Origin of the sequence: Spirosoma radiotolerans (genome assembly GCF_000974425.1) — a bacterium.
In the GTDB taxonomy this organism is placed as follows: Bacteria; Bacteroidota; Bacteroidia; order Cytophagales; family Spirosomataceae; genus Spirosoma; species Spirosoma radiotolerans.
In genome coordinates this window covers 5,236,493-5,256,402 of the sequence record NZ_CP010429.1, presented here as the reverse complement: position 1 = coordinate 5,256,402, position 19,910 = coordinate 5,236,493, and the positions used below count along the sequence as shown (strand labels likewise).

Genomic DNA, 19,910 nt, shown 5'->3' with positions numbered 1-19,910 from the left:
GAGGTATAGTCGTTCTTATCGTCTCTGAATAACTTTTCGCAGACTCAGCCAGCCACCCACGTTGTTGGTCAGCCATTGACCCTGGTCGAGAGCCAGCGCCAGGTTGAGTTGAGAGCCGCCCAGCCAGTTTACAGGTAAAGACAGTTGAGCCATGCCCGAGAATTGGGAAAAAGGCGCTCGTGGATCACTTGTAATCGGTCGTCCAAAATTTCGGCTAAAGGAGAGCAGGGCGCGTAGCTGCGCGCCGGAAGGCCATTGACCCAGCAAGCCAAGATGGCTAACCTCGACGCGGTTATTGCTGATAGCCATAAGCCCGTGGTTCTTAAACCCTCCTTTCAGATCGTGCAAATCCGCGCGCGAATCCTGCCAGCGGGTTAGAAAAGGCGTTCCAATAACGTGCTGGCGGTGCGTCCAGCCATCAACGTACTGGTAGTTGTTGAAGTAATCATCAGCTCCATTATACAGACGGCTACCAATCTCAAAATTGAAGTTAGTCTGATTCATAGTGGTCAGGAATTCGGCTGTGACCTGGGTAAGGCGGAAGCCCGTGTGAGCGTCGTTTCGTTTGTTTTTCCAGCGAACACCATACAAGCCATCGGGTAAATTCTGGAAGGCGACGCCCGACTTATCTTCGAAAGGATGCTGATAATATAGATACCAGTTGGCCTGATCCGTATCCACTTCGAGGGCTACATCAATGGAGCCCAGGTGGTTACCCGCCTGATTGATTAAGTCAAAATTGCTATACTGCGTTGGGTCATTGGGAGGCTGCCTGACCAGGATAATATCTTTGTAGGTGGACAGTGAGCTCGGAATTTTTCCGTTCACTGTTATCCCGTCCTTAAAAATAGTCGATGAGCCGCCCCACTGCGCTACATGGGTCATTCCCCCGTACAGCCGCACCCGATTGTGAAAAAGATTGATTCGTACAAACAGGGCCTTCTGGTGCAGAAACGAGTTCTGGATGGAATCGGTATTGCTGAACCAGCCGTGGGCGTACATGCCGTTTACTGCGACAACGCCCTTTGTGAACCCCAGTGGAACATAACCACGCGTACCAAACTGAATTTTATAGAGCGGAAGGGCATTGCCAGACCAGGCATAGGAGCCCGATGAAAGCAAGGTATCAACGAGGCCAAATACTTCCCGCCGACGACCGGCGTATACTTCAAAATTCTTTGTAAATAAACTCGCATACGCCACCGGTAAAATGAGTTGCGAACTGGAGCCGACATTCGCGACGCCTTCAATCGACACTTTTGCGTGTAGTTGACGCTTGTTCTGCAAATCGCCGAATTGCCTCGTCACCCCAAGGCGCAGAATACCCGCGGAGCCGTTTAACGGGACCGTTCCATACTGTCGTGAGCGGAACCAGAAGGGGGTTTGGGCGGCTGAGGACCCGAATCCACCTACTTCAGCCAGGATGCTTTGCTGTGCGGTTACCGTGTCGGGAATGGCTTGTCCAACTAGTTGGTGAGCCGAAACTAGGCAGAGGGAAAAGAAGAGAGAAAAGAGTAGTTTATTAAGCATTGAATCAAAGGATTGCGTAACTCCCAGACCGTGTTTCTGATCAAATAAGCTGGTTCGAGCAAATTAGTCCAACGTTGGTCAGATGGGGTATATACAAACTAAGGGTGCATTATAGTATTTTTAAAGATAATAATTAGTATCCATATATTGTTAATTATATTGAATTAGTAAATTATATTATAAAAATGTTAACTAATCGACTGGCTATTTTCAAATAAGGTTTAGACATTGAATAGGGTTTCAGCAGTCCTATAATCTCGAGTAAAAATCAGTTGCTTAAAACGTCATACCGGCAACAGCCTGAAAGTTTTTGGTATTATCGCCATAGGCTTTTACGGCTACCCCGCCCGTAAATCCATTGCTAAACCTATACAGTAGGCCATATTTTTGATACGTAGCTGGCTTGTACCAAAGTGGGCGAGCTACATTCCAGCCCATGTGGGCCGTAAACGAAAAATGGCCCTGCCAAAATTCGTAGCCCGCCAGTAAGGTGCCCTGTCGATATGGTTGGTAACGACCTGTCCATTGCTTGATCTGCTCCTTGAAATAGCGGTCATCAAGGAGCTCGATTCCTCCTGACAGAACATGCGTTCGGGTTAAATGATACCCTCCAATCAGGTTCAGACCAAAAACGGGATAGCCTCGTTCGGGGTACTCTTTGTTGGCTTCCAGCACCTTAACGGAACCTAAAGCCATCACGCGGAACATCCAGCGTTTGCCCGGATCGACGTTACGCCAATTTTGCGGATTGGGTAAGGTCGATGAACCCATATAACGTTGTATACCAACGGCTAAGGCCGGTATGTTCAAGCCCTGATTCGGGAGCCGGACACCCGCATTGGAGATGTGCTTATAATCGAACCCGGCCAGCAAACGCCAGCCTGGCGCAAAGGCATAGCGGGCATAAAGCCCAGCCCCAATCAATCCATTGATGGCCGTTCCAAAAGCGCGGTTGCCTGGGTTAGTGATGGCATCGTAATGGCGCGACACATACGCTAATCCCGCCAGGGCGCGCACGGAAAGGCCCCAGCGAGCCCGATGCACCAAAATGGGTTCGTAAAAAAGTCCGGCACCAATCGACTGGCCGAGCGCTTCCGGATTGCGAAACGAATAGGCATTGACAAAAACACCCGACCGAAAAAAGCACTGGCATTGCTGCCAGGATTCTCTACGCATGTGTAAACGGCTGTACCGTAGCTCAATACCAACCGGCGTTTGGGTGGAAATGGGAGTAATGTAAGTGGGTTTACTTATTCCTTGCAAGGCAATAACGCCCAGTTCCCGTTCTTCATCGGGTTCATTTTCTTGGCCAAAAGCCAGCACAGTACTACTGATGACGAAGCAGGCGATTAATAAGTAGCGAGACGTAAACATATAGAAATGGCATCTACGAAAGGAGGCCGCTGGTGATTGCTTCCGCTATATTCATCCTTTTAAGTTAACTTTTAAAACAAATCAGATAAAATAAGGATGTAAATTAATAAAAATATAAATTTACAGTATGCTTACTAACGGCTCTAAGCCGAAACTGGTCGATACTATGGTTCGTATTTGCCTTTGTGCATTCGTGTGCTGGCTAAGTCAGAAGGAGCTCAAAGCCGCTCAGTTCGTGCCGCCAGATTCTATAATCACGCAGTCATTCTACCAATCAATTAGTGTTCAGATCGGTACGACAGGCCCCGGCGTTTACTACAATCGGCTGTTGAGTCGGTCCAATCGGTTGACGCTTCGGGTGGGCGGACAGTATTTTGCCTATCGCAAACTTATTCGGGTAGAAGCCGCCACGGATTCGTATATACAGATCAAGCCTGATTTAATGATTGGGATTGCCCAGGCCAACCTGAAATGGCATCCGTTTCCACGGAGTTCGTTTTTTGTTACGGGCGGACTAGGGTACACCTGGCACCCGGCTATGCGGTTTGTCATCACTGCCGAGAATACCCTGAACCTGGACGGGCTTGAGTTAACGCCCGAAGATGTAGGAACCGTCAATCTAGGGTTTCGCTGGCACCCGGTTGTGGGTTACCTCGGCTGGGGATTCGGTCGGAGTTTGCCCAACAAACGTTTGGGAGTTGGCTTCGAGATGGGCGTTTTTTATATCGGAAAACCAAGCGTGCAGCTTGATTATGAGGGTTTTCTGGAAACAACCACCATTGATCAGCAGGTGCCTACTGTGGAGCGGAACCTGTCGAATTACCGCTACCTGCCTTCCATTAATGTAACGCTTTCCTATAAACTCAACTAAACGTGAACGATCAAAAGAATGCGACGACACAACGGACGTTGAACGAGCGAAAGAGGGTTTGGCGTGCCCGCAGTCAACATGGGTTGCGGCACTCTTTTACTCATTCAACATCCGTTGCGGCACTCTTTCACTCATTTGTTTGCCTGCTGGTTTTTGTGGTCTTCGCCGGGTCCTGCCATAACCCCCTCGATGGCTTAACCATTGGCCTGAAAGATCCCATCCAGGAAGGGGTTGTGGAGTGTCGGTTTTATGATCCGGCTGGTAATCCGTTACCAACCGATAATCTGGTAAAAATAGCCGGTGCTGATGCCCCTAAGGTGGTAACGACATTGAACACGACAAAATTCAAAATTAACAGCGACGGGAATTTGTTGGTAGCAGCTTCCCCAACGGCTAGCCTTTCGCCACAAGATCCCTTCAAATTTACCGTTGTTGTCGAAGCCCCGGATTATTTAGCCGTTGTTCAACCGGTTGTGCTCACGAATGGTAGCCGGCAAACACGCACGATCCGGCGGATCAATATGCTCAAGCCACCCCGAACGCTCAACGCAGCCCGCACGACGGGAAGCGCCAGCAGCGATGGGACGGTGGCGGCCAACCTGAGTGTGACAACGGCGCCCCAAACTAACGACGCTGATCGGGCCACCGTCACCCTCCAGCCGGGGACTAAGCTCGCTGACCGCGACGGAAGCGCAGTAGACGGTGCCCTGACGCTGGCCATCATCCATACCAATGCCCGCAACGATGAAGCGACCAGTTACATTCCGGGTGGGGGGGTACTGACAGCAGTGGCAGGGCGGGATGGAGGCCCTGCGCCGGGAACAATGCGGCTTCTATCCGTGGCTGGTTCAGTCACGATTCAATTGTATAATGAGCGGTATGCATTAGCCAGAAGCTTGTCGCCAGCTGCTCAGTGGACAATGGATCTGAACCCGCTTGCCTACAATGTAAGCGAAGGCCGGTCTATACGGGCGGGCGATCCGATTCCTTTATACAGCTATGATGAGTTCACGAATCGCTGGCAGGAAGAAAAACCGGGTGTCGTCAGGCAGAATGCACAAACGGGCCGCTTGCAGTACCAGGCCGAGGCCGCCAATGCAGCCGCCTACGTAGTGGGCTGGACGGAGTCGATCTGCGATGCCGGACCCATTTTTAAAGTAAGCAGCAAGCTGTCTGGGGTAGATGTGAACTACCTCTGTAAGCTGATTGATGTGGCTACCGGCAAGCAGGTTGCTTCTTTTTATGCTAACGTAAACAATGGTTCGCTCATCCGAATCGGGAATCAGTCGAAAAACAAGAAACTGAAGTTGCAGGTATACGACGAAACCGATGCCTGGGGCAAAGGCGCCAAAGGCGGATTGATTGCCGAATCGGGGCCGGGCCTCACTTGTGATCAAACCCCGGTAGCGATCAACCTGGCGCCCTTACCCGTACCCCCTGTCATGAAACTTGAATTTTCCTTTTCCTGCCCCGGCGGTACCACACTGGATGAGTCCTCGTTACCGGCACAAATCAAAACCCAGTATAGCGAAGTTGGCCAGGAAAAATGGCATGACCTTATAACGGCTACGCGTACCTATCGAAAAGCGGCCTCCTACAAATTAAAGGTGGGCCGTTCCTACGATTTTCGAGCCAGTACCGATGGCGGTGCCACTTGGCCCCTGCATCAGAATAATTATTTAGTTGACAAGCCCGAATGGACACTTAAAATCCGGGCAGAGATGTACTGCAAATGAAAATCCTCATCCTACGCTTTTCGTCTATTGGCGACATTGTGCTGACAAGCCCCGTGATTCGGTGTTTGCGGCAAACTATGGAAGGAGCTGAGATTCACTACTGTACCAAGCGCCGGTATCAGGAACTGATTGCCCACAATCCATACATCGATAAGTGCCATTACCTGGATGATAGTTTGATGCAGTTAGTCGGGCAATTACGGAGCGAACACTACGATCTGGTCATTGACCTGCACAATAGTTTACGTACTCGCCTGATCAAAGGCATGCTGGCGAAGCGGTCGGTTACTGTCAACAAGATCAATATGCAGAAGTGGCTCTATGTTCGGTTCAAGGCCAATGTGATGCCACCCGTACACATTGTTGATCGCTACATGGATACCATTCGTGCGTTGGGCGTCAGCAACGACGAAAAAGGGCTTGACTATTTCATTTCGGCTGAAGACCAGGTGCCCCTTAGTCAATTACCGCCGACGCACCAATCTGCCTACGTGGCCTACGCACTGGGTGGGCAGCACGCTACCAAGCGACTGCCCGTAGAACGCATGATTGACCTGTGCCGAAAAATAGATAGACCGATTGTGTTGCTGGGCGATCAGCACGATCGCCAAACGGGCGAACTGATTTGTAGCGCGCTGGGCGACGACTTGATTTACAATGCCTGTGATTTATTTTCGGTCAATCAGTCGGCCTCGCTTCTTGGGCGGGCGCAGATGGTCTACAGCCATGATACAGGCCTCATGCACATTGCGGCAGCGCTCAAAAAACCGATTGTGTCGATTTGGGGGAGCACAACGCCCCAATTGGGCATGTATCCGTATAAAACCCGTCACCTGATTGTTGAGAACACGGCGCTCAACTGTCGGCCCTGCTCCAAAATAGGCCATGATAAATGCCCGCTTGGGCACTTCAAATGCATGAATGACTTATCGTTCAGCATTGACCCGGCTTTCATAGGAAGCAACGAAATGCAGAATCAGTACTGACGTATTAAACTGCCCAAACGGATTAGGGGATTAGCAAAGACGCGTTTCGTAAGGGTTGCGAACGGAGCAGGTCGTAGTCGGACAGTGAAAACAGCGAGCCCAGCGCCGGCAAATCTTCGGGTCGATGGAGGTCACTGCCGATGAAATCTACCCAGTTGTTTTTAAGGATTCGTTGCGCCTGCGACCGAACCTTATTGCCATACCGACCGGTTAAGGACAGCCAGTTGAGCTGGAACAGACACCCGACGTCGCGTATGCGGGCCAATGACGCGTCATCCCCATGGTAATAGGTATAGCGTTCCGGATGAGCCAGCACGGGTGTATAGCCACGTGTTTGAATACGGAATAAAATATCTTCCAGTTGTTGTGGGGCAGCCGCCCAGCCTGTTTCTACGAGCAGATAACGCTCGGTACCAAACGTGAGCAGATCATCGGTGTTGAGCAGATCCGGAAAAAACTCATCCAGCATGTATTCAGCAGCCACATCAATCTGAATCGGCAAGTCGTTGGCATCTGCCAGGGCCTGCAGTTGCGCCTGCCCTTCCCGTAAAACAGTTGAGGAGTTAGGATACCAGTCGCGGCTGACATGCGGGGTAGTGATGATCCGTTCAATGCCCCATCCCATCATTTGCCGTAAACAGGTAAGTGTTTGTTCAGGGTCTTTGACGCCATCGTCAACGGCGGGGAGTAAGTGAGAATGCATGTCTACCTTCCAGAAACAAGCCTCCTCTACTGATCCCAGGTCGTTACCTGAAGTCGGAATGAACCGTTTCTTAAATCGTTCCCAAGCGTTCATAGTTGCGTAATGTCCCCAAATTTACATAATCAGTCGGCTAACAAAAAACAGGATGCATGTAACCAACTTTCCTGAACGTGCGTAATGGCTCGTCTGGAGAAGGGAAAAGTCGATGGAAAGGCCGTCAAATACGTCAATTGAATTGATTTATGACTCCCCGCTTTGGTCTGTGTGTTAACCAAAATTTGTTATTCGGCTTTTAATTTTCCTTTAATGTCACATTAAGGGCTTGTTAAGGTGTCTTCCAGGCCTAAACGACGCTACTCATGCATGAGCGATAAAAACAATTAACGCTGGCGGGGGTTCTTTTACATAGTATACCAATAGGCGAACGGCCATTGAAACATACGTAAACAAGCCTTACTTTCTCCCAACGCCATGAAACGATTGCTAACCATAGTGGCCTTGCTTTTACTGGGTGTATCGGCAATGGCACAAACGAAGCCAGCAACGGCTACGCCACCATCCGTTGTGTCGGTGATTGAAGGGGTGTCGGGAAAGCGCTTCCTGCCTGATACGGCCTATGCGGCTCTGTCGGATGAAGACGAAGCCCTGATTGCGAAGGAACCCCTGGCTAACTGGGGGCTAATCCAGGCATCCAGCCGGTACATCAGTTATTCTAATCTGGTCATTGGCACTCGATCCTATCAGCTATTGATTGCCAAGTCGCCAAAAGAAGAATTTCCGGTAGCGACGCTCATGCGTTATACGACGCCCAAGTCGAAGCCAGAGCCGATTGCCCGTGGCACGCTAAAGCCTAAGGTGGACGACAAAGCCAAGTAATGCTTCCTGTATACCCAGAAATTGTAACTAGACGTTATAGAATAGTAAGCGCGCCCGCCTGTGGAAAACAGGCGGGCGCGCTGGCAGTGAGGAGTAGGCGTTCTTACTCTGCCTGCGATTCAAAAATAACCATGGCTTTATCGATCGTCTCGTCGTCTACGCCATCAATCGTCAGTTCGTTATCATTTTCCACGTTACTAACAATGGTAACGGTGGCCATGTCCAGGCCAGGGTCGGCCAGAAACAGCGCAGCTCGAAAGCGTTCTTCGATCCGACGATTCAACGCGTCGTTGATGTCGTGGGTAAGCGCGTTTGCTAGTTGGGCTTCGTCTTTATTACTAAGCATTCGTAAAGGTTATTTTAAGGTCATTTCGGTGATAAAGTTAACCAAACAAAGCTATAGACCAAACAGGTAGACCTGGTTTTACAATAAGATAATGACACCTTCATTCACGGCGTTGCGGTTGGTGTAGGTATACAGCTAGCCAGCCTGTGTATCAGACAATATGCTTTGCTTGTTTGATACACAGGCCATAAACCAGGAAAAGACAGGAAGAGGCAACTGCTGGCTTCTAGGCCATGTCATACATGCTGGGCTCCATGACAGACTCTTTCTGATTTAATTCTTTCAGGACAGCACGGGCGAAGGCCAGCCGGTCTGATTTACGGTACTGATCTATATGCAGCGCACCCGACGGTGGCGTGAAATGCTGGTTGACCCGCTGACAGGCGGCCCATAGTTCAGGATGCAACTTGATTTTATTCTGACGGATGGGGGTGTCCGCGCCGAACCAAAGATTTTTGATGTTATCTACCGTTGATTTCATATCAATAGACTATAGTATGAAGCCAAACCCGGGCGTAGGACTAATGTTCGAGAAAATTCTGTTTCTTAATTGAACCTTAATCGCTTTTTACGGGCTTCTGCTTCGAAATGTATAGTTTAAATTTTCTAACTGCTTTGACGGTAGATAAGTGACAAAGGATCGCTAGTTACTGATTAAATTATGATTAATGGGGAAATTATTATCAAAAAAGCAATAAGAACCCCTTGGCTAAAGTAGTTTTTATCAATCTGTATAGTTTAGTTGTACGATACTGCTAGTACTAAATTACACACCTATCCAATACCTTAAAGCTATACAAGCTGAAACCCAAACATTGCTCTGCTTTGCTATGGAACAATTTGACGAGTTTGAAAGCACCTTGTTTCGCCCTCCTTCTGATGTAAACACCACCCTTTGGCGCTACATGGATTTCACCCGGTTTATGGCCTTACTTAACTCGGGAAGCTTGCATCTGACCAGGTGCGATCAATTCGATGATCATTTTGAAGGGTCGGTAAGGCAGGACGATATACGGGCACGGCTGGAAGAACACCGCAACGAATTTACAAGCAAGAGCACCTGCACCCCAGGTGAATTGCCGGCTATACTGGGACGACTCTGGAAAAAATACCAGCGCCAGTATGTCTACATAAACTGCTGGCACATCAGTGATTGTGAATCGGCAGCCATGTGGCGACTGTATGCAAAGTCGGACGATACCATTGCCATTCAAACAACGTATACAAAATTAAGACAGGCGTTGCCCGCTGGTTTTCATATCGGGGAGGTCAATTACGTTGATCATCAGACCTACATGAACGAAGTGAAAGAGGGATTTTTCAACAGCATGTATAAACGGAAATCCTTTGCCCATGAACGGGAACTCCGTATTTGTTATATCGATATGTATGAATTTCAGCAGGATAGTAAAGACCCCAATGCGTTTTTCTTTAGCGATCCAACACGGGTATTCGAAACGGTAGCCGTCGATTTGCAGGCCCTGATCGAATCGGTACGAATAGCGCCGGAGGCACCCGCCTGGCTTGTTAAACTGGTTCGGGATTCGACTATTCGATTTGGTTACGATTTTTGCGTTCGCCAGTCGAGTTTCAGCGAGTACCCATTTACGTAAGTTCTGCGCTGGAAGGCAATTGGCCTCATTTGAAAAATCAAACGGCACCCAATCGGATACCGCATGAAAATAATCTCTATTAAAAACATAACCCGTACGTCATCGGGTGGTCGGATGTTGCACTTGAATTGAGAGTACTCAAAGTGACCATAATCAGATTAACTCTGTCTAAATCATTGGTTGAATTAATTTGATGGTACTTTAAGCCCGGCTACCCTGATGTGGGCGGGCTTTTTTGTTTTCGCTACTCAGTAATAACGTTAATAATGTTACCCGAAAGGTGGCTGACCCAGGTTAAAAAGGCATGGTCTGCTTCAACTCGCTACTCAACACTGCCAGATCGATAATTCGGGCAAGTTGCCAGATATCGGTCGAGTTTATGGCGGGCTCGGCGCCGTTGACGATAGCTTCGTAGAGATTATCATAAAAGGGCATGTAATTACCCTGCTCACTGGGGATGAGTTCAGTCCGGCCATCCCGGTAAAGCATTCCCCACCGATCGTCAGGTTCAGTGCCCCACGTGGCTTTGTCATTGGGTAACTGGTCCAGGCGAAGCCGTTCTTCCTGCGCATCCAACCCATTTTTTATAAAGGAGCCGCCCGTACCATGCAGGCTGTAGCGCAACTGATTATGATAGACCAACAGGCTGGATTTCAGCCGGGCTGCCTTATCTGAATAGCCCAGCTTTATGTCAAAATAGTCGTTAATGCGGCTATCGGGGCGAATGATCCGGATCGTGGCCTCTACGGTATCGGGTGTGCCAAAGAGATGCAGGACCTGATCGAGCAGATGCGGTCCAAGATTGTAGAGATTGCCGCGTCCTGCACCCGCTTGCTCTTTCCAGCTTTGCGCCCGCAAATTCACGGGTGAATAACGGTCATACCGGCTTTCGAACTCAACGAGGTTGCCTAAAGCCCCCTCCGCCAGTAGGCGCTTGATGGTTAGAAAATCAGAATCCCAACGCCGATTTTGGTAGGCCGTAACCACCCGCTCCTGCTTCCGGGCCAGTTCCAGAAGTTGATGGGCTTCCTGTTCGGAAAGCGCAAACGGCTTTTCAATGACTACATGCTTTTTGTGTTCCAGTGCCTGGCGGGCATAATCGACGTGGGTTTCGTTGGGGGTACAGATAAAAACCAGGTCGATAGTAGGGTCCGCAAACAACTCCTCCGCCGTAGCGACCCACTCAATCGCGGCATCGAATGCATGAACAGCCTCGGGCCGACTGCTGGCTATTTTCTTTAGACGAAAGCGCGGATTGACCGATAAAAACGGCGTATGGAAATACCGTCCGGACAAACCGAACCCCACCAAACCAACCTGAATAACGATAGACATATCAAATGAAGTAAGGATCAGAGAATAGAGCGTAAAGGTAAGATTTGCGGGTGTATCAGCGTTGCTATAGCGTACAGTTAACCCAACTCAACGACTGATGAAACAAATCCTGATTGCGATGGTCGCCCTAGTGGCCCTGGCCTCCTGCGAAGGCGGCTCCTTCAAGAAAAAGAACTGCAAAGAGTGCGAAACACTAACGTATGGTAAAACGGGGCTGGTTAACACCAACAAGCAGCAGGTTTGTGGCGATGATGAAGTATCAGCCTATACGATTGCCAACACCACCAATAACAGTAGCCTGACCGTGACCACAACCTGTAAGTAGCCCGGAGTTTGGTGGTTATTTCCTGGTCGATTTAGCGATAGTTATTTCTGAAAACAAAACAGCCGCTTTCTAAAAGAAAGCGGCTGTCAGTACCCCACCTTAAATTATACTACACAGTTGCAATACAATCGCGGGGCAGGCTTGTTCATATGGCCGTTGATAATGAGGAAATGGGGTAACGTCTTTCAGAAGCGATTGTGTCATTTTTAGTTGATCGTTTTTGTCATGCTTTCTTCCGAACCGGCGGATTGATCAGCATGACAAAACTATACACACCAAATAGGCTAACCGATTTGCGCTTTATTTTATATTAGGTAAACTTAAACACCACTTTAGTTTCACTATTTACTATTCGGTATACATTTTATTTATATAATATGTAGATTTGTTTTCATGAATGAGAACACAAACGAGCTAATTGCTTATTTCTCCGGCCTTGTCCTACCGGAAACTCCATTTCGAATCACCAAACAAACAGCAACATCTAACCTGCATAAATGTGTCACGTTGTCGATGGAGCTGGCAAAAGATGGGAATAAGACAAGTTTGATTAAGCTTAAGCGTATCCGGGAACTGCTGGAAAAGCATTCAGTGGACTTCTGCCGGAATGTGCGAGTGCAGTGATCCTGCGAGAAGCTAGTTCGATTTACTTACCTTTGTGCCGCGCCATCACCCCGAACGGCGCCAATAAATCGTTTGAGAAGCCATGTAATGCCCATAGACAACGCTTACTGCTGAAGAGCTTCCTCTCCGGGGGCTTATGTCTATTGTATTACCAAACCATCTTGAAAAATGGCTTTATCAACCAAGTACGGGCGAACGTACCATTATCCCTTTTCGCCCGGTACAACCAGCGATGATCGCATCAATCACGAATACGCATCTGACCTGTTTGCAATCAGAAATCTGATTCATACCGAGAAACTAGATGGTGAAAACAACTGTCTGAGCCGTTATGGCGTTTTTGCCCGCTCGCATACGGCCCCAACGGTATCTCCCTGGACAAGTGTGCTGCGGCAACGCTGGGCCCTGATTCGTCATGAACTGGGAAATCTGGAAATTTTTGGTGAAAATTTATTCGCCATTCATTCCATTGCCTACGACCGGCTCGACGCCCATTTTTTCGTTTTCGCCATACGTGAACACGATGTCTGGTTGTCGTGGGAGGAAACACAATTTTATGCTCGTCTGCTCGACTTTCCAACCGTACCCGAGCTAGCCCGCCGAACAGCACCTTTACAGCCGCAAATTATTGAGAACGAGGTGCTGGCTCTTGCTGGAGAAACAAGTCGATTGGGGTCATTTGACGCGTTAACGGGCGCTCCCTCTGCAATGGAGGGCATTGTTTCGCGGGATAGCGACGCCTATGCGACCGCGTTGTTTCCGCATCGTGTCTTTAAATACGTTCGGAAAGGGCACGTTCAGACTGACGAGCACTGGACACGAACCTGGCGACGTGCACCGTTGATGGGAGAAAGGAGGAACGCATGAACTGGCAACTAACCGACCGCACCGACTGGCCCGCTCTTCTGAACCAGTTTGACTGGGTACGTGCTATGGTGGGCGTGCCGCAGGACCCCGTCTATCATGGTGAGGGCGATGTGGCCGCGCACACACGCCTGGTACTCGAATCGCTGATCAATTTACCGGCCTACAACGCGCTTAGTACGGATGAGCAGGCCATTCTTTGGGCGGCCGCTTTGCTCCACGATGTGGAAAAACGCTCAACGACCGTACGCGAAGACGATGGCCACATTACGGCCAAAGGCCATGCCCGAAAGGGCGAACGCACGGCCCGTTTGCTGCTCTACGATGCGATTCCAACGCCGTTTGTCACACGAGAGGCTGTAGCTAAACTTGTGCGTTATCATGGTCTGCCGCTCTGGGCGCTGGAGAAGGAAAATCCACGTCAGACCTTGTTGCAGGCTAGTCTGGACGTAAACACGGCCTGGCTGGCGATGCTGGCTCGCGCGGATGTATTAGGACGTATTTGCCCCGATCAGGCCGATTTGCTGTACCGAATTGATCTCTTCGAGGAGTTCTGCCGCGAGCAGAATTGCTTTGGTAAACCCTATCCGTTTGCGTCGGACTTAACCCGGTTTCAGTATTTCAGACGCGACGATCTGGCACCTGATTATGCGTTGTTCGATGAAACTAAAACCGACGTTGTCTTGCTGAGCGGTTTGCCGGGCGTCGGTAAGGACTATCACATTCTGGCTAATTACCAGGATTGGCCCGTCGTGAGTTTAGATGGTATTCGGCGCCAGTTGGGCATCGATCCGACCGACCGACACGGAACGGGCCGAGTGGTGCAGGCCGCGAAGGAACAGGCACGGGTATACCTGCGAAAACAGCAGCCATTTGTCTGGAATGCTACCAATATTACCCGAAACATGCGGGCACAATTGATTGATTTGTTTGTGACCTACCGGGCTCGTGTAACGATCGTTTATGTAGAAGTGCCCAACGCCCTCCGGGCTGAACAGAACGCAAACCGAAAGCATCCGGTGCCGGAACCTGCCGTTAGTCGGATGCTGGAAAAATGGGAAGTTCCCGCTGTTTGGGAGGCTCATACGGTCATTTATGCCGTTGACTAGAACGAGATAAAGACATAAATGGACCCGTTACTGTATGGTGAGCCTCGGAAACGAAAAACCTGGTCAATGTCCTGCAGAACAGTGATGCTACTCGCAAGGGCGTTACTGTTCCGCACCCGGCCAGCGAAACATCTGCAAGCTTCCACCTGTTTACCGGGTAATTAATCACTCAACAGTATGAAACCAATCAAAGCAATCGCTCATAGTCTGTTTATGGTTGTGGCGCTAAGTGCATGCACGCCCAAAATGACCTTCCTCAATTCCACCATTGCTCCGGCAGCGACGGGGGGAGTAAGCGTAAAAAAAGATAAGAATAATAATTACGTTCTGAACGTAAGCGTCATGAATCTGGCAGAGCCAAAACAGCTTACGCCAGCCAAAGAGACGTACATTGTCTGGATGGAATCGGATGAAAACTCAGTGAAGAAGTTAGGCCAGATCGCTCCCCGTTCAAAAGCCCTCAAAGGAGAGTTGAAAACGACATCAACCGATAAGCCAAAGGAAGTTTATATTACGGCCGAAAACGACGCTACTATCACGTACCCAAATGGTGATATTATATTGACGACGAAGCGGTAAGATAACTTGTATTCCTGGGGCTCCTCGGTTTGTGAAGACACAGACCGAGGAGCCCTTAACAGTTAATCTGAACGCAAAGCCTTGACCAGACAGCTATGGTCTTCACAAAGCCTTATGCCGTATGGTCACACAATACATCCGATACGAGAATTCGAACATCATTGGGTCAGTACTAAAAGGTGTATGACCAAGTGGTAAAGAAGACCTACTTAATGGGACCATACCCTTATTGTTGACTAACGAAATATGTATACATAATGTATATACCTGTTTGGGTAAGGTCTCATAGTTTCCACGTTTATGGGGAATAACAGCCCCAAATAAATTAACGTGGTTTGGCAGCGTGTGCGCTTAAAATGAGTTTTTTAGCATGTACTCCTACTTTATGCGCCGATAGGTTACAGTGGCATGATTTTAATTGATATGAGTATATCCCGTCGGTATATCTCGGCGTAGCCAGGATGTACTCACCCTACCATCATTCCCACTCATCTGCTTGCATGAACCTTTCCGATCAGACAGAAGTACGCTTAGTAAGTGCTTTGCTAGACCCTACGTCCACCTCGTTTGCCCTGCTCTATGATGCCTACTCACCAGCCCTATACGGGGTTTTGCTGCGCTTAGTCCACGATCAGGCTCGAGCCGAGGATTTGCTTCAGGATGCCTTTATCAAAATCTGGTCAAATAGAGAACACTTCGATCCCAAACAAGGGCGGCTGTTTACCTGGCTATTAACCATTACCCGACACGTAGCCCTGGATGAGCTACGGGCCCAAAAGGTCCGGACCATTGCTAATGCCTATATCTACGACTGTTCGGATAAAGAAGTGAGACCTGTTTTCTCCGAAGGTAAGGTTAACCAAACGCTGGTGAGTCATCTGGCGCCTAAATACCAGGCCGTTATAGAGCTGATGTATTACCGAAACTACACCAGTCAGGAGGTTGCCGACAAGTTAAAGCTACCCGTGGGAACGGTTAAAACGCGGGCCCGGAAGGCCATGCAGGAACTCCGCCTGCATTTCAAAAAAGATATCGATCATTACCAGGCTACTTAAGTTTTTAGGGCTCGGTTTCCTTAAATTTTATCAGCATCAGCCCTATTGAGGATTTAGCTACCCGAACGACAGTTATGTTAACGCTGGGTCAGGAAACGGGACATGCGGCTATGGATTTGATTACTGGCCTGGAATGCATTATTGACCTATGTTTTATTCGTAGACGGTTCCTGCGGGTAGGTACCTGGCTCATGGCTATTCAATAGAATCCTAAACCACCTGGAAAGCAGCCAGCGTTGGTGCATGATGAAGTACGAATTCTCTATCCTGCACCAACACTAGTTGTTTATCGATAAGTGCTTTATTAGTAATAAGTACATCTATAAGTTCAAGTTATTTTTATTTAGATAACAAGAAGTATATATATATTCGTAACTTTATTATCTGGTGTCTACTCAACTTCTTCAGAATCCGCCTGATTAATTACCTTATACACAGTCTCTACCAGTGTCGTATAGCCACTTTAATGACCTCGTCCGGTTTACGAGTAATCCTGAGAACCGCTTGTATCGGCAGCGAAGGCTTGTCGATGTTGTATCGTTAATCCTTAAGGGAATACTGCTTCCACTGCTTTTATTGTTTATGGGTATGCCGGTCGCACAAGCCCAGGAACAACCCCTTGCTCATCAGGGAGTTCTCGATCTGAAGACGGTAGATTTTACGCAGCAGTGTGTCGAGTTAGCGGGTGAGTGGAAATGGTATTGGCATCAGCTTCGGTTGCCCAATCAGCCTGAATCGACGTTCGAATACACAAGCCTCCCCCAACTCTGGGCCCACAGTACATGGCAACAGAAAAAACTACCAGGTCAAGGTGTGGCTACCTATAGCCTCCGGGTTTTATTACCCAGCAGATCGGTGCCCCTTAGTTTGGAAGTGCCCGATCTCAACACAGCTTATCGATTATTTATTAATGGGAGGGAGGCCGCCCATAGCGGAAATCCCACCACAAGTTCTGAGACAACGCAACCGCGCTGGTCTACTCAGTTGATTTCGTTACCCGCTACTGGCGATACGATTACGCTTCTGTTGCAACTGGCTAATTTTCAGCACGCCAAAGGGGGCGTTACGAAGTCAATGATCCTGGGCGAGTCGGGAAGGATGGCCTCAAAGCTGGCTCTAGAGCAGGCCATGTCCGTGTTTCTGACCGGTTTTGTCCTGATGAGTGGCTTGTTTTTTCTGGGTTTATTCGCGTTCAGCTTCATGGACCGGCCCATGTTGTATTATGGCTTGTTTTGCCTGACTTACAGCTACCGGCTGATCGGTACGGAGCCTTATGCCCTGCATAACCTATTGCCTCAAATACCCTGGAGTATCAGTGTTCGGCTTGAGTACATTTCTCTGTATCTGGCCATCGCACTCTTTGTCATTTACACCCAGTCGTTATATCCCAAAGACACGCACCCTCGGATTATCAAGGCTATGACCGGGCTTTGTCTGGCGTTTGCGGTAACCGTTTTGGTGTTGCCGCCGATCTACTTCACCCGGCTAATGGACCCGTTCCTGGGATTGATGGTAATCTATATTGGCTATGCAGTATATGTGTATTGGAAAGCCTTTCGCAAACGCAGACCTGGTGCCCGTTTCTCCCTGGCGAGTACCGGCCTGCTATTAACCGTTTTTAGCCTGATTCTTAGTCAATACTTTGGGTTGACGTCTCCGCTGATGATCGAACTGTTTGTCGGTTATCTGGGCTTTTTCTTTCTACAATCGCTGGTGCTGGCGTTTCGGTTTGCTTATGCCCTGAACGAAGCCCGGTACACAGAGAAACAATTCCTGGCCAATATGAGCCACGAGATCCGGACACCCCTCAACGCCATACTCGGCTTCTCGGAAATGCTCGAAGCGGCCCCCCTGAATGGGGAGCAAAAAGAATCGCTGCACTATATCCGGACGGCCGGTAAAAACTTGCTTACCATTGTCAATGATATTCTGGATATTGCCAAGATCGAAGCGGGTATGTTGCCGTTGGAGTCCATTCCATTCAGCTTAAATTTGCTGGTGGATTCGATTCGAACCATGATTTTGCCCGTAGCTACCGATAAAAGCCTGTCGCTGGTGGTTGAAACCGATCCAACGCTACCTGCCGTCGTTTTGGGCGATCCAACCCGGCTGACGCAGATTTTGCTGAATCTGCTCAGTAATGCCATTAAGTTTACAAAGTACGGGCAGGTAACCGCCCGAATCGATAAGGTAGCAGAAACGGCCGACTCGGTTCGTGTGCGCTTCAGGGTACAGGATACAGGCATTGGCATGGCCCCCGATATATTGCCCCACATTTTTGACCGGTTTCGGCAAGCCAATGACTTTACTACCCGCTATTATGGCGGAACGGGTCTGGGACTCAGTATTGTTAAATCGCTCGCCGAGATGCAGGGTGGTTGGGTCCAGGTGTCGAGTGTGCCGGATCAGGGCTCGTGCTTTACCCTCGAGATTCCTTATAAAGTGACAACAGACGTGCAGGAGCCCACCGTCGGCCTGTCTATGGAACCGTTGTCTGCTGATGGTCAGCAAGTCAGAATTCTGGTAGTAGAAGATAACCTGATCAACCAAAAACTGGCGCTACAGGTACTCAAACGGTTGGGCTATTTAACCCAGATTGCTGAAAACGGACAGCAGGCGCTCGATTATTTACAGACGGGAAAGTATGATGTGGTTTTGATGGATATTCAAATGCCTGTCATGGATGGGTATACCGCTACCCGCCAGATTCGAACCACACTACAAAGCAACGTACCCATTATTGCTATGACGGCCCATGCGCTGGCCAGTGAGCGGGAGCAGTGCCTACAGGCAGGCATGAATGATTTCATCCCAAAACCGTTCCAGATCGAGGAGTTGCAAAGGGTGATGCGGAAATACACCCCATCGACCGGTAAATCGCCTGTCACTGAAGTGGCCAGAGCGCCGATAAAGCCAGTCGCTGGTTTTTCAATTGAGCCATTACTCCGTTCGGTGGATAACGACGTTGCGTTTGCTGCTGAATTATTAGATCTGTTTTTACAGCAGACACCCGCTGAGCTGGCACAGATCGAGCAGGCTCAGTCCGAACGAAACATTGCGGCTATTGGCTCGCTGATTCATACCCAGAAAGTGCCCATCCGTACCTTTGGCCTGACTCAGCTTAGTCAGTTGATCGACACGCTGGAAAAGCAGATCGCTGCGCAGAAAGATGCTGCCGAAATTGACGCGCTGATTAACCAGTATGTATCGATGCTCAAAAACGAGTTACCCACGATGCAGGTTGCTTTGGCGAGCCTTCAGAAAGATATCGTGACCGACTGATCCGGTTTGCATCGTTCTTGCTCGTTCAGTCTGGCTATATTGTTGGGTCATGTCGATAGGTACGCATAATAAGATTAAATTTTAAATCACAGAGGACACGGAGGTATAAAGCATTGGTCTTTAATTATTTAGTCTCTGTGTCCTCTGTGATTTAAAATTTGTGCAATATTGAAGTACGTCTTTTATTATTAATTATTGACCGAATGAATGAGGCTTCAAACAATTCGTCCGGCCTGCCGCCGACGCCCCCGGCTAACAGGAAGCCCCTACTGGGCATGTCCTTTCTGGTCGTGGAGGATTATCCGCTAAATGTCCTGTTTGCCAAACGATTGCTGGAAGGATGGTGCGGACAGATTGACGTGGCCAAGAATGGGCAGGAAGCCCTGGAACTGCTGAACCCAGCCAGGCATACGATGGTATTGATGGACTTACAGATGCCCGTTATGGATGGCTATGAATCGGCAAGACGGATGCGGGAGCGGGGCGAAACCCTGCCCATTATTGCCCTGACGGCGGATACAACGGTAGACATCGAGACGCAGGTTCAGGCAAACGGGCTGAATGGCATCCTGACGAAGCCCCTCCAGTCGGATCGTCTCCTAAAACTTATTCTCGACTATCAATCGCCGGAAACCAGATAAACAGAGCCCGAAATGAAACCTGTCAATGAAGCGGTGCTTATCCGTTTAAGCACCGCTTCAT

Annotated in this window: 19 protein-coding genes; 13 read left to right on the top strand and 6 right to left on the bottom strand. The window is 49.1% G+C overall.

Annotated features, from left to right (window positions below; all coding sequences use genetic code 11):
* Positions 1 to 15 precede the first annotated feature (15 nt).
* Complete coding sequence (locus SD10_RS21280) at positions 16 to 1,530, bottom strand: capsule assembly Wzi family protein (protein WP_046576576.1); 1,515 nt, start codon at positions 1,528 to 1,530, stop codon at positions 16 to 18.
* A gap of 276 nt (positions 1,531 to 1,806) precedes the next feature.
* Positions 1,807 to 2,904, bottom strand: coding sequence for an acyloxyacyl hydrolase (locus tag SD10_RS21275; protein WP_046576574.1), 1,098 nt, complete (start codon positions 2,902 to 2,904; stop codon positions 1,807 to 1,809).
* Between the two features lie 166 nt (positions 2,905 to 3,070).
* Between SD10_RS21275 and SD10_RS21270 the strand changes: the two genes are divergently transcribed.
* The 3 genes from SD10_RS21270 to SD10_RS21260 are packed head-to-tail and all read left to right on the top strand — an operon-like array spanning position 3,071 to position 6,497.
* Entirely contained in the window at positions 3,071 to 3,775 is a 705-nt protein-coding gene (locus SD10_RS21270; RefSeq protein WP_046579936.1) for a hypothetical protein, read from the top strand.
* A 2-nt stretch (positions 3,776 to 3,777) separates the two neighbouring features.
* Positions 3,778 to 5,511 carry a hypothetical protein gene (locus SD10_RS21265; RefSeq protein WP_227699040.1) on the top strand — a complete coding sequence of 578 codons (1,734 nt, stop codon included), beginning with the start codon at positions 3,778 to 3,780 and terminating at the stop codon, positions 5,509 to 5,511.
* Positions 5,508 to 6,497 (top strand): glycosyltransferase family 9 protein, encoded by a 990-nt coding sequence (locus tag SD10_RS21260; RefSeq protein WP_046576572.1) that lies wholly within the window; start codon positions 5,508 to 5,510, stop codon positions 6,495 to 6,497. The genes SD10_RS21265 and SD10_RS21260 overlap by 4 nt, the downstream gene beginning before the upstream one ends.
* Positions 6,498 to 6,519: 22 nt before the next feature.
* Here the strand turns inward: SD10_RS21260 and SD10_RS21255 are convergent, their stop codons facing one another.
* Positions 6,520 to 7,293, bottom strand: a complete 774-nt coding sequence (locus tag SD10_RS21255) for a tyrosine-protein phosphatase (RefSeq protein ID WP_046576570.1) — start codon at positions 7,291 to 7,293, stop codon at positions 6,520 to 6,522.
* Positions 7,294 to 7,671: 378 nt separating this feature from the next.
* Here SD10_RS21255 and SD10_RS21250 point away from each other — a divergent pair, with 378 nt between their 5' ends.
* Positions 7,672 to 8,076 carry a hypothetical protein gene (locus SD10_RS21250; protein ID WP_046576568.1) on the top strand — a complete coding sequence of 135 codons (405 nt, stop codon included), beginning with the start codon at positions 7,672 to 7,674 and terminating at the stop codon, positions 8,074 to 8,076.
* Positions 8,077 to 8,179: 103 nt separating this feature from the next.
* On the opposite strand, the gene SD10_RS21245 is transcribed toward SD10_RS21250, so the two are convergent.
* Together SD10_RS21245 and SD10_RS21240 are read right to left on the bottom strand one after the other, a co-directional pair.
* Complete coding sequence (locus tag SD10_RS21245) at positions 8,180 to 8,422, bottom strand: hypothetical protein (RefSeq protein WP_046576566.1); 243 nt, start codon at positions 8,420 to 8,422, stop codon at positions 8,180 to 8,182.
* Positions 8,423 to 8,648: 226 nt separating this feature from the next.
* The gene (locus tag SD10_RS21240) at positions 8,649 to 8,903 is read right to left on the bottom strand and encodes a hypothetical protein (RefSeq protein ID WP_046576563.1); all 255 of its coding nucleotides are present in this window, start codon (positions 8,901 to 8,903) and stop codon (positions 8,649 to 8,651) included.
* Between the two features lie 349 nt (positions 8,904 to 9,252).
* Between SD10_RS21240 and SD10_RS21235 the strand changes: the two genes are divergently transcribed.
* Entirely contained in the window at positions 9,253 to 10,035 is a 783-nt protein-coding gene (locus SD10_RS21235; RefSeq protein WP_046576561.1) for a hypothetical protein, read from the top strand.
* A gap of 294 nt (positions 10,036 to 10,329) precedes the next feature.
* Here the strand turns inward: SD10_RS21235 and SD10_RS21230 are convergent, their stop codons facing one another.
* Positions 10,330 to 11,370 (bottom strand): Gfo/Idh/MocA family oxidoreductase, encoded by a 1,041-nt coding sequence (locus SD10_RS21230; RefSeq protein ID WP_046576560.1) that lies wholly within the window; start codon positions 11,368 to 11,370, stop codon positions 10,330 to 10,332.
* A 97-nt stretch (positions 11,371 to 11,467) separates the two neighbouring features.
* On the opposite strand from SD10_RS21230, the gene SD10_RS21225 reads away from it, so the two are divergent.
* The 8 genes from SD10_RS21225 to SD10_RS21190 all read left to right on the top strand — a co-directional run bounded on the left by SD10_RS21225 (position 11,468) and on the right by SD10_RS21190 (position 19,849).
* Positions 11,468 to 11,695, top strand: a complete 228-nt coding sequence (locus SD10_RS21225) for a hypothetical protein (protein ID WP_046576558.1) — start codon at positions 11,468 to 11,470, stop codon at positions 11,693 to 11,695.
* Between the two features lie 393 nt (positions 11,696 to 12,088).
* Positions 12,089 to 12,319 carry a DUF6965 family protein gene (locus SD10_RS21220; protein WP_046576556.1) on the top strand — a complete coding sequence of 77 codons (231 nt, stop codon included), beginning with the start codon at positions 12,089 to 12,091 and terminating at the stop codon, positions 12,317 to 12,319.
* Between the two features lie 168 nt (positions 12,320 to 12,487).
* Entirely contained in the window at positions 12,488 to 13,186 is a 699-nt protein-coding gene (locus SD10_RS21215; protein ID WP_046576554.1) for an RNA ligase family protein, read from the top strand.
* Positions 13,183 to 14,292 carry an ATP-binding protein gene (locus SD10_RS21210; RefSeq protein WP_046576552.1) on the top strand — a complete coding sequence of 370 codons (1,110 nt, stop codon included), beginning with the start codon at positions 13,183 to 13,185 and terminating at the stop codon, positions 14,290 to 14,292. The genes SD10_RS21215 and SD10_RS21210 overlap by 4 nt, the downstream gene beginning before the upstream one ends.
* A gap of 177 nt (positions 14,293 to 14,469) precedes the next feature.
* Positions 14,470 to 14,871 carry a hypothetical protein gene (locus tag SD10_RS21205; RefSeq protein ID WP_046576551.1) on the top strand — a complete coding sequence of 134 codons (402 nt, stop codon included), beginning with the start codon at positions 14,470 to 14,472 and terminating at the stop codon, positions 14,869 to 14,871.
* 500 nt (positions 14,872 to 15,371) lie between these two features.
* Entirely contained in the window at positions 15,372 to 15,926 is a 555-nt protein-coding gene (locus tag SD10_RS21200; protein WP_046576550.1) for an RNA polymerase sigma factor, read from the top strand.
* A 588-nt stretch (positions 15,927 to 16,514) separates the two neighbouring features.
* Positions 16,515 to 19,208 carry a response regulator gene (locus SD10_RS21195; protein WP_158500586.1) on the top strand — a complete coding sequence of 898 codons (2,694 nt, stop codon included), beginning with the start codon at positions 16,515 to 16,517 and terminating at the stop codon, positions 19,206 to 19,208.
* A gap of 203 nt (positions 19,209 to 19,411) precedes the next feature.
* Entirely contained in the window at positions 19,412 to 19,849 is a 438-nt protein-coding gene (locus tag SD10_RS21190; protein WP_046576548.1) for a response regulator, read from the top strand.
* Positions 19,850 to 19,910: the final 61 nt, after the last annotated feature.

What these genes read in the sequence shown, in the direction of transcription:
- SD10_RS21225 (WP_046576558.1), top strand. Translation starts at nt 11,468, where the DNA reads ATGAAACAAATCCTGATTGCGATGGTCGCCCTAGTGGCCCTGGCCTCC.
- SD10_RS21195 (WP_158500586.1), top strand. Translation starts at nt 16,515, where the DNA reads ATGCCGGTCGCACAAGCCCAGGAACAACCCCTTGCTCATCAGGGAGTT.
- SD10_RS21255 (WP_046576570.1), bottom strand. Translation starts at nt 7,293, where the DNA reads ATGAACGCTTGGGAACGATTTAAGAAACGGTTCATTCCGACTTCAGGT.
- SD10_RS21210 (WP_046576552.1), top strand. Translation starts at nt 13,183, where the DNA reads ATGAACTGGCAACTAACCGACCGCACCGACTGGCCCGCTCTTCTGAAC.
- SD10_RS21245 (WP_046576566.1), bottom strand. Translation starts at nt 8,422, where the DNA reads ATGCTTAGTAATAAAGACGAAGCCCAACTAGCAAACGCGCTTACCCAC.
- SD10_RS21250 (WP_046576568.1), top strand. Translation starts at nt 7,672, where the DNA reads ATGAAACGATTGCTAACCATAGTGGCCTTGCTTTTACTGGGTGTATCG.
- SD10_RS21280 (WP_046576576.1), bottom strand. Translation starts at nt 1,530, where the DNA reads ATGCTTAATAAACTACTCTTTTCTCTCTTCTTTTCCCTCTGCCTAGTT.
- SD10_RS21215 (WP_046576554.1), top strand. Translation starts at nt 12,488, where the DNA reads ATGGCTTTATCAACCAAGTACGGGCGAACGTACCATTATCCCTTTTCG.
- SD10_RS21190 (WP_046576548.1), top strand. Translation starts at nt 19,412, where the DNA reads ATGAATGAGGCTTCAAACAATTCGTCCGGCCTGCCGCCGACGCCCCCG.
- SD10_RS21205 (WP_046576551.1), top strand. Translation starts at nt 14,470, where the DNA reads ATGAAACCAATCAAAGCAATCGCTCATAGTCTGTTTATGGTTGTGGCG.
- SD10_RS21235 (WP_046576561.1), top strand. Translation starts at nt 9,253, where the DNA reads ATGGAACAATTTGACGAGTTTGAAAGCACCTTGTTTCGCCCTCCTTCT.
- SD10_RS21240 (WP_046576563.1), bottom strand. Translation starts at nt 8,903, where the DNA reads ATGAAATCAACGGTAGATAACATCAAAAATCTTTGGTTCGGCGCGGAC.
- SD10_RS21270 (WP_046579936.1), top strand. Translation starts at nt 3,071, where the DNA reads ATGGTTCGTATTTGCCTTTGTGCATTCGTGTGCTGGCTAAGTCAGAAG.
- SD10_RS21220 (WP_046576556.1), top strand. Translation starts at nt 12,089, where the DNA reads ATGAATGAGAACACAAACGAGCTAATTGCTTATTTCTCCGGCCTTGTC.
- SD10_RS21230 (WP_046576560.1), bottom strand. Translation starts at nt 11,370, where the DNA reads ATGTCTATCGTTATTCAGGTTGGTTTGGTGGGGTTCGGTTTGTCCGGA.
- SD10_RS21260 (WP_046576572.1), top strand. Translation starts at nt 5,508, where the DNA reads ATGAAAATCCTCATCCTACGCTTTTCGTCTATTGGCGACATTGTGCTG.
- SD10_RS21200 (WP_046576550.1), top strand. Translation starts at nt 15,372, where the DNA reads ATGAACCTTTCCGATCAGACAGAAGTACGCTTAGTAAGTGCTTTGCTA.
- SD10_RS21275 (WP_046576574.1), bottom strand. Translation starts at nt 2,904, where the DNA reads ATGTTTACGTCTCGCTACTTATTAATCGCCTGCTTCGTCATCAGTAGT.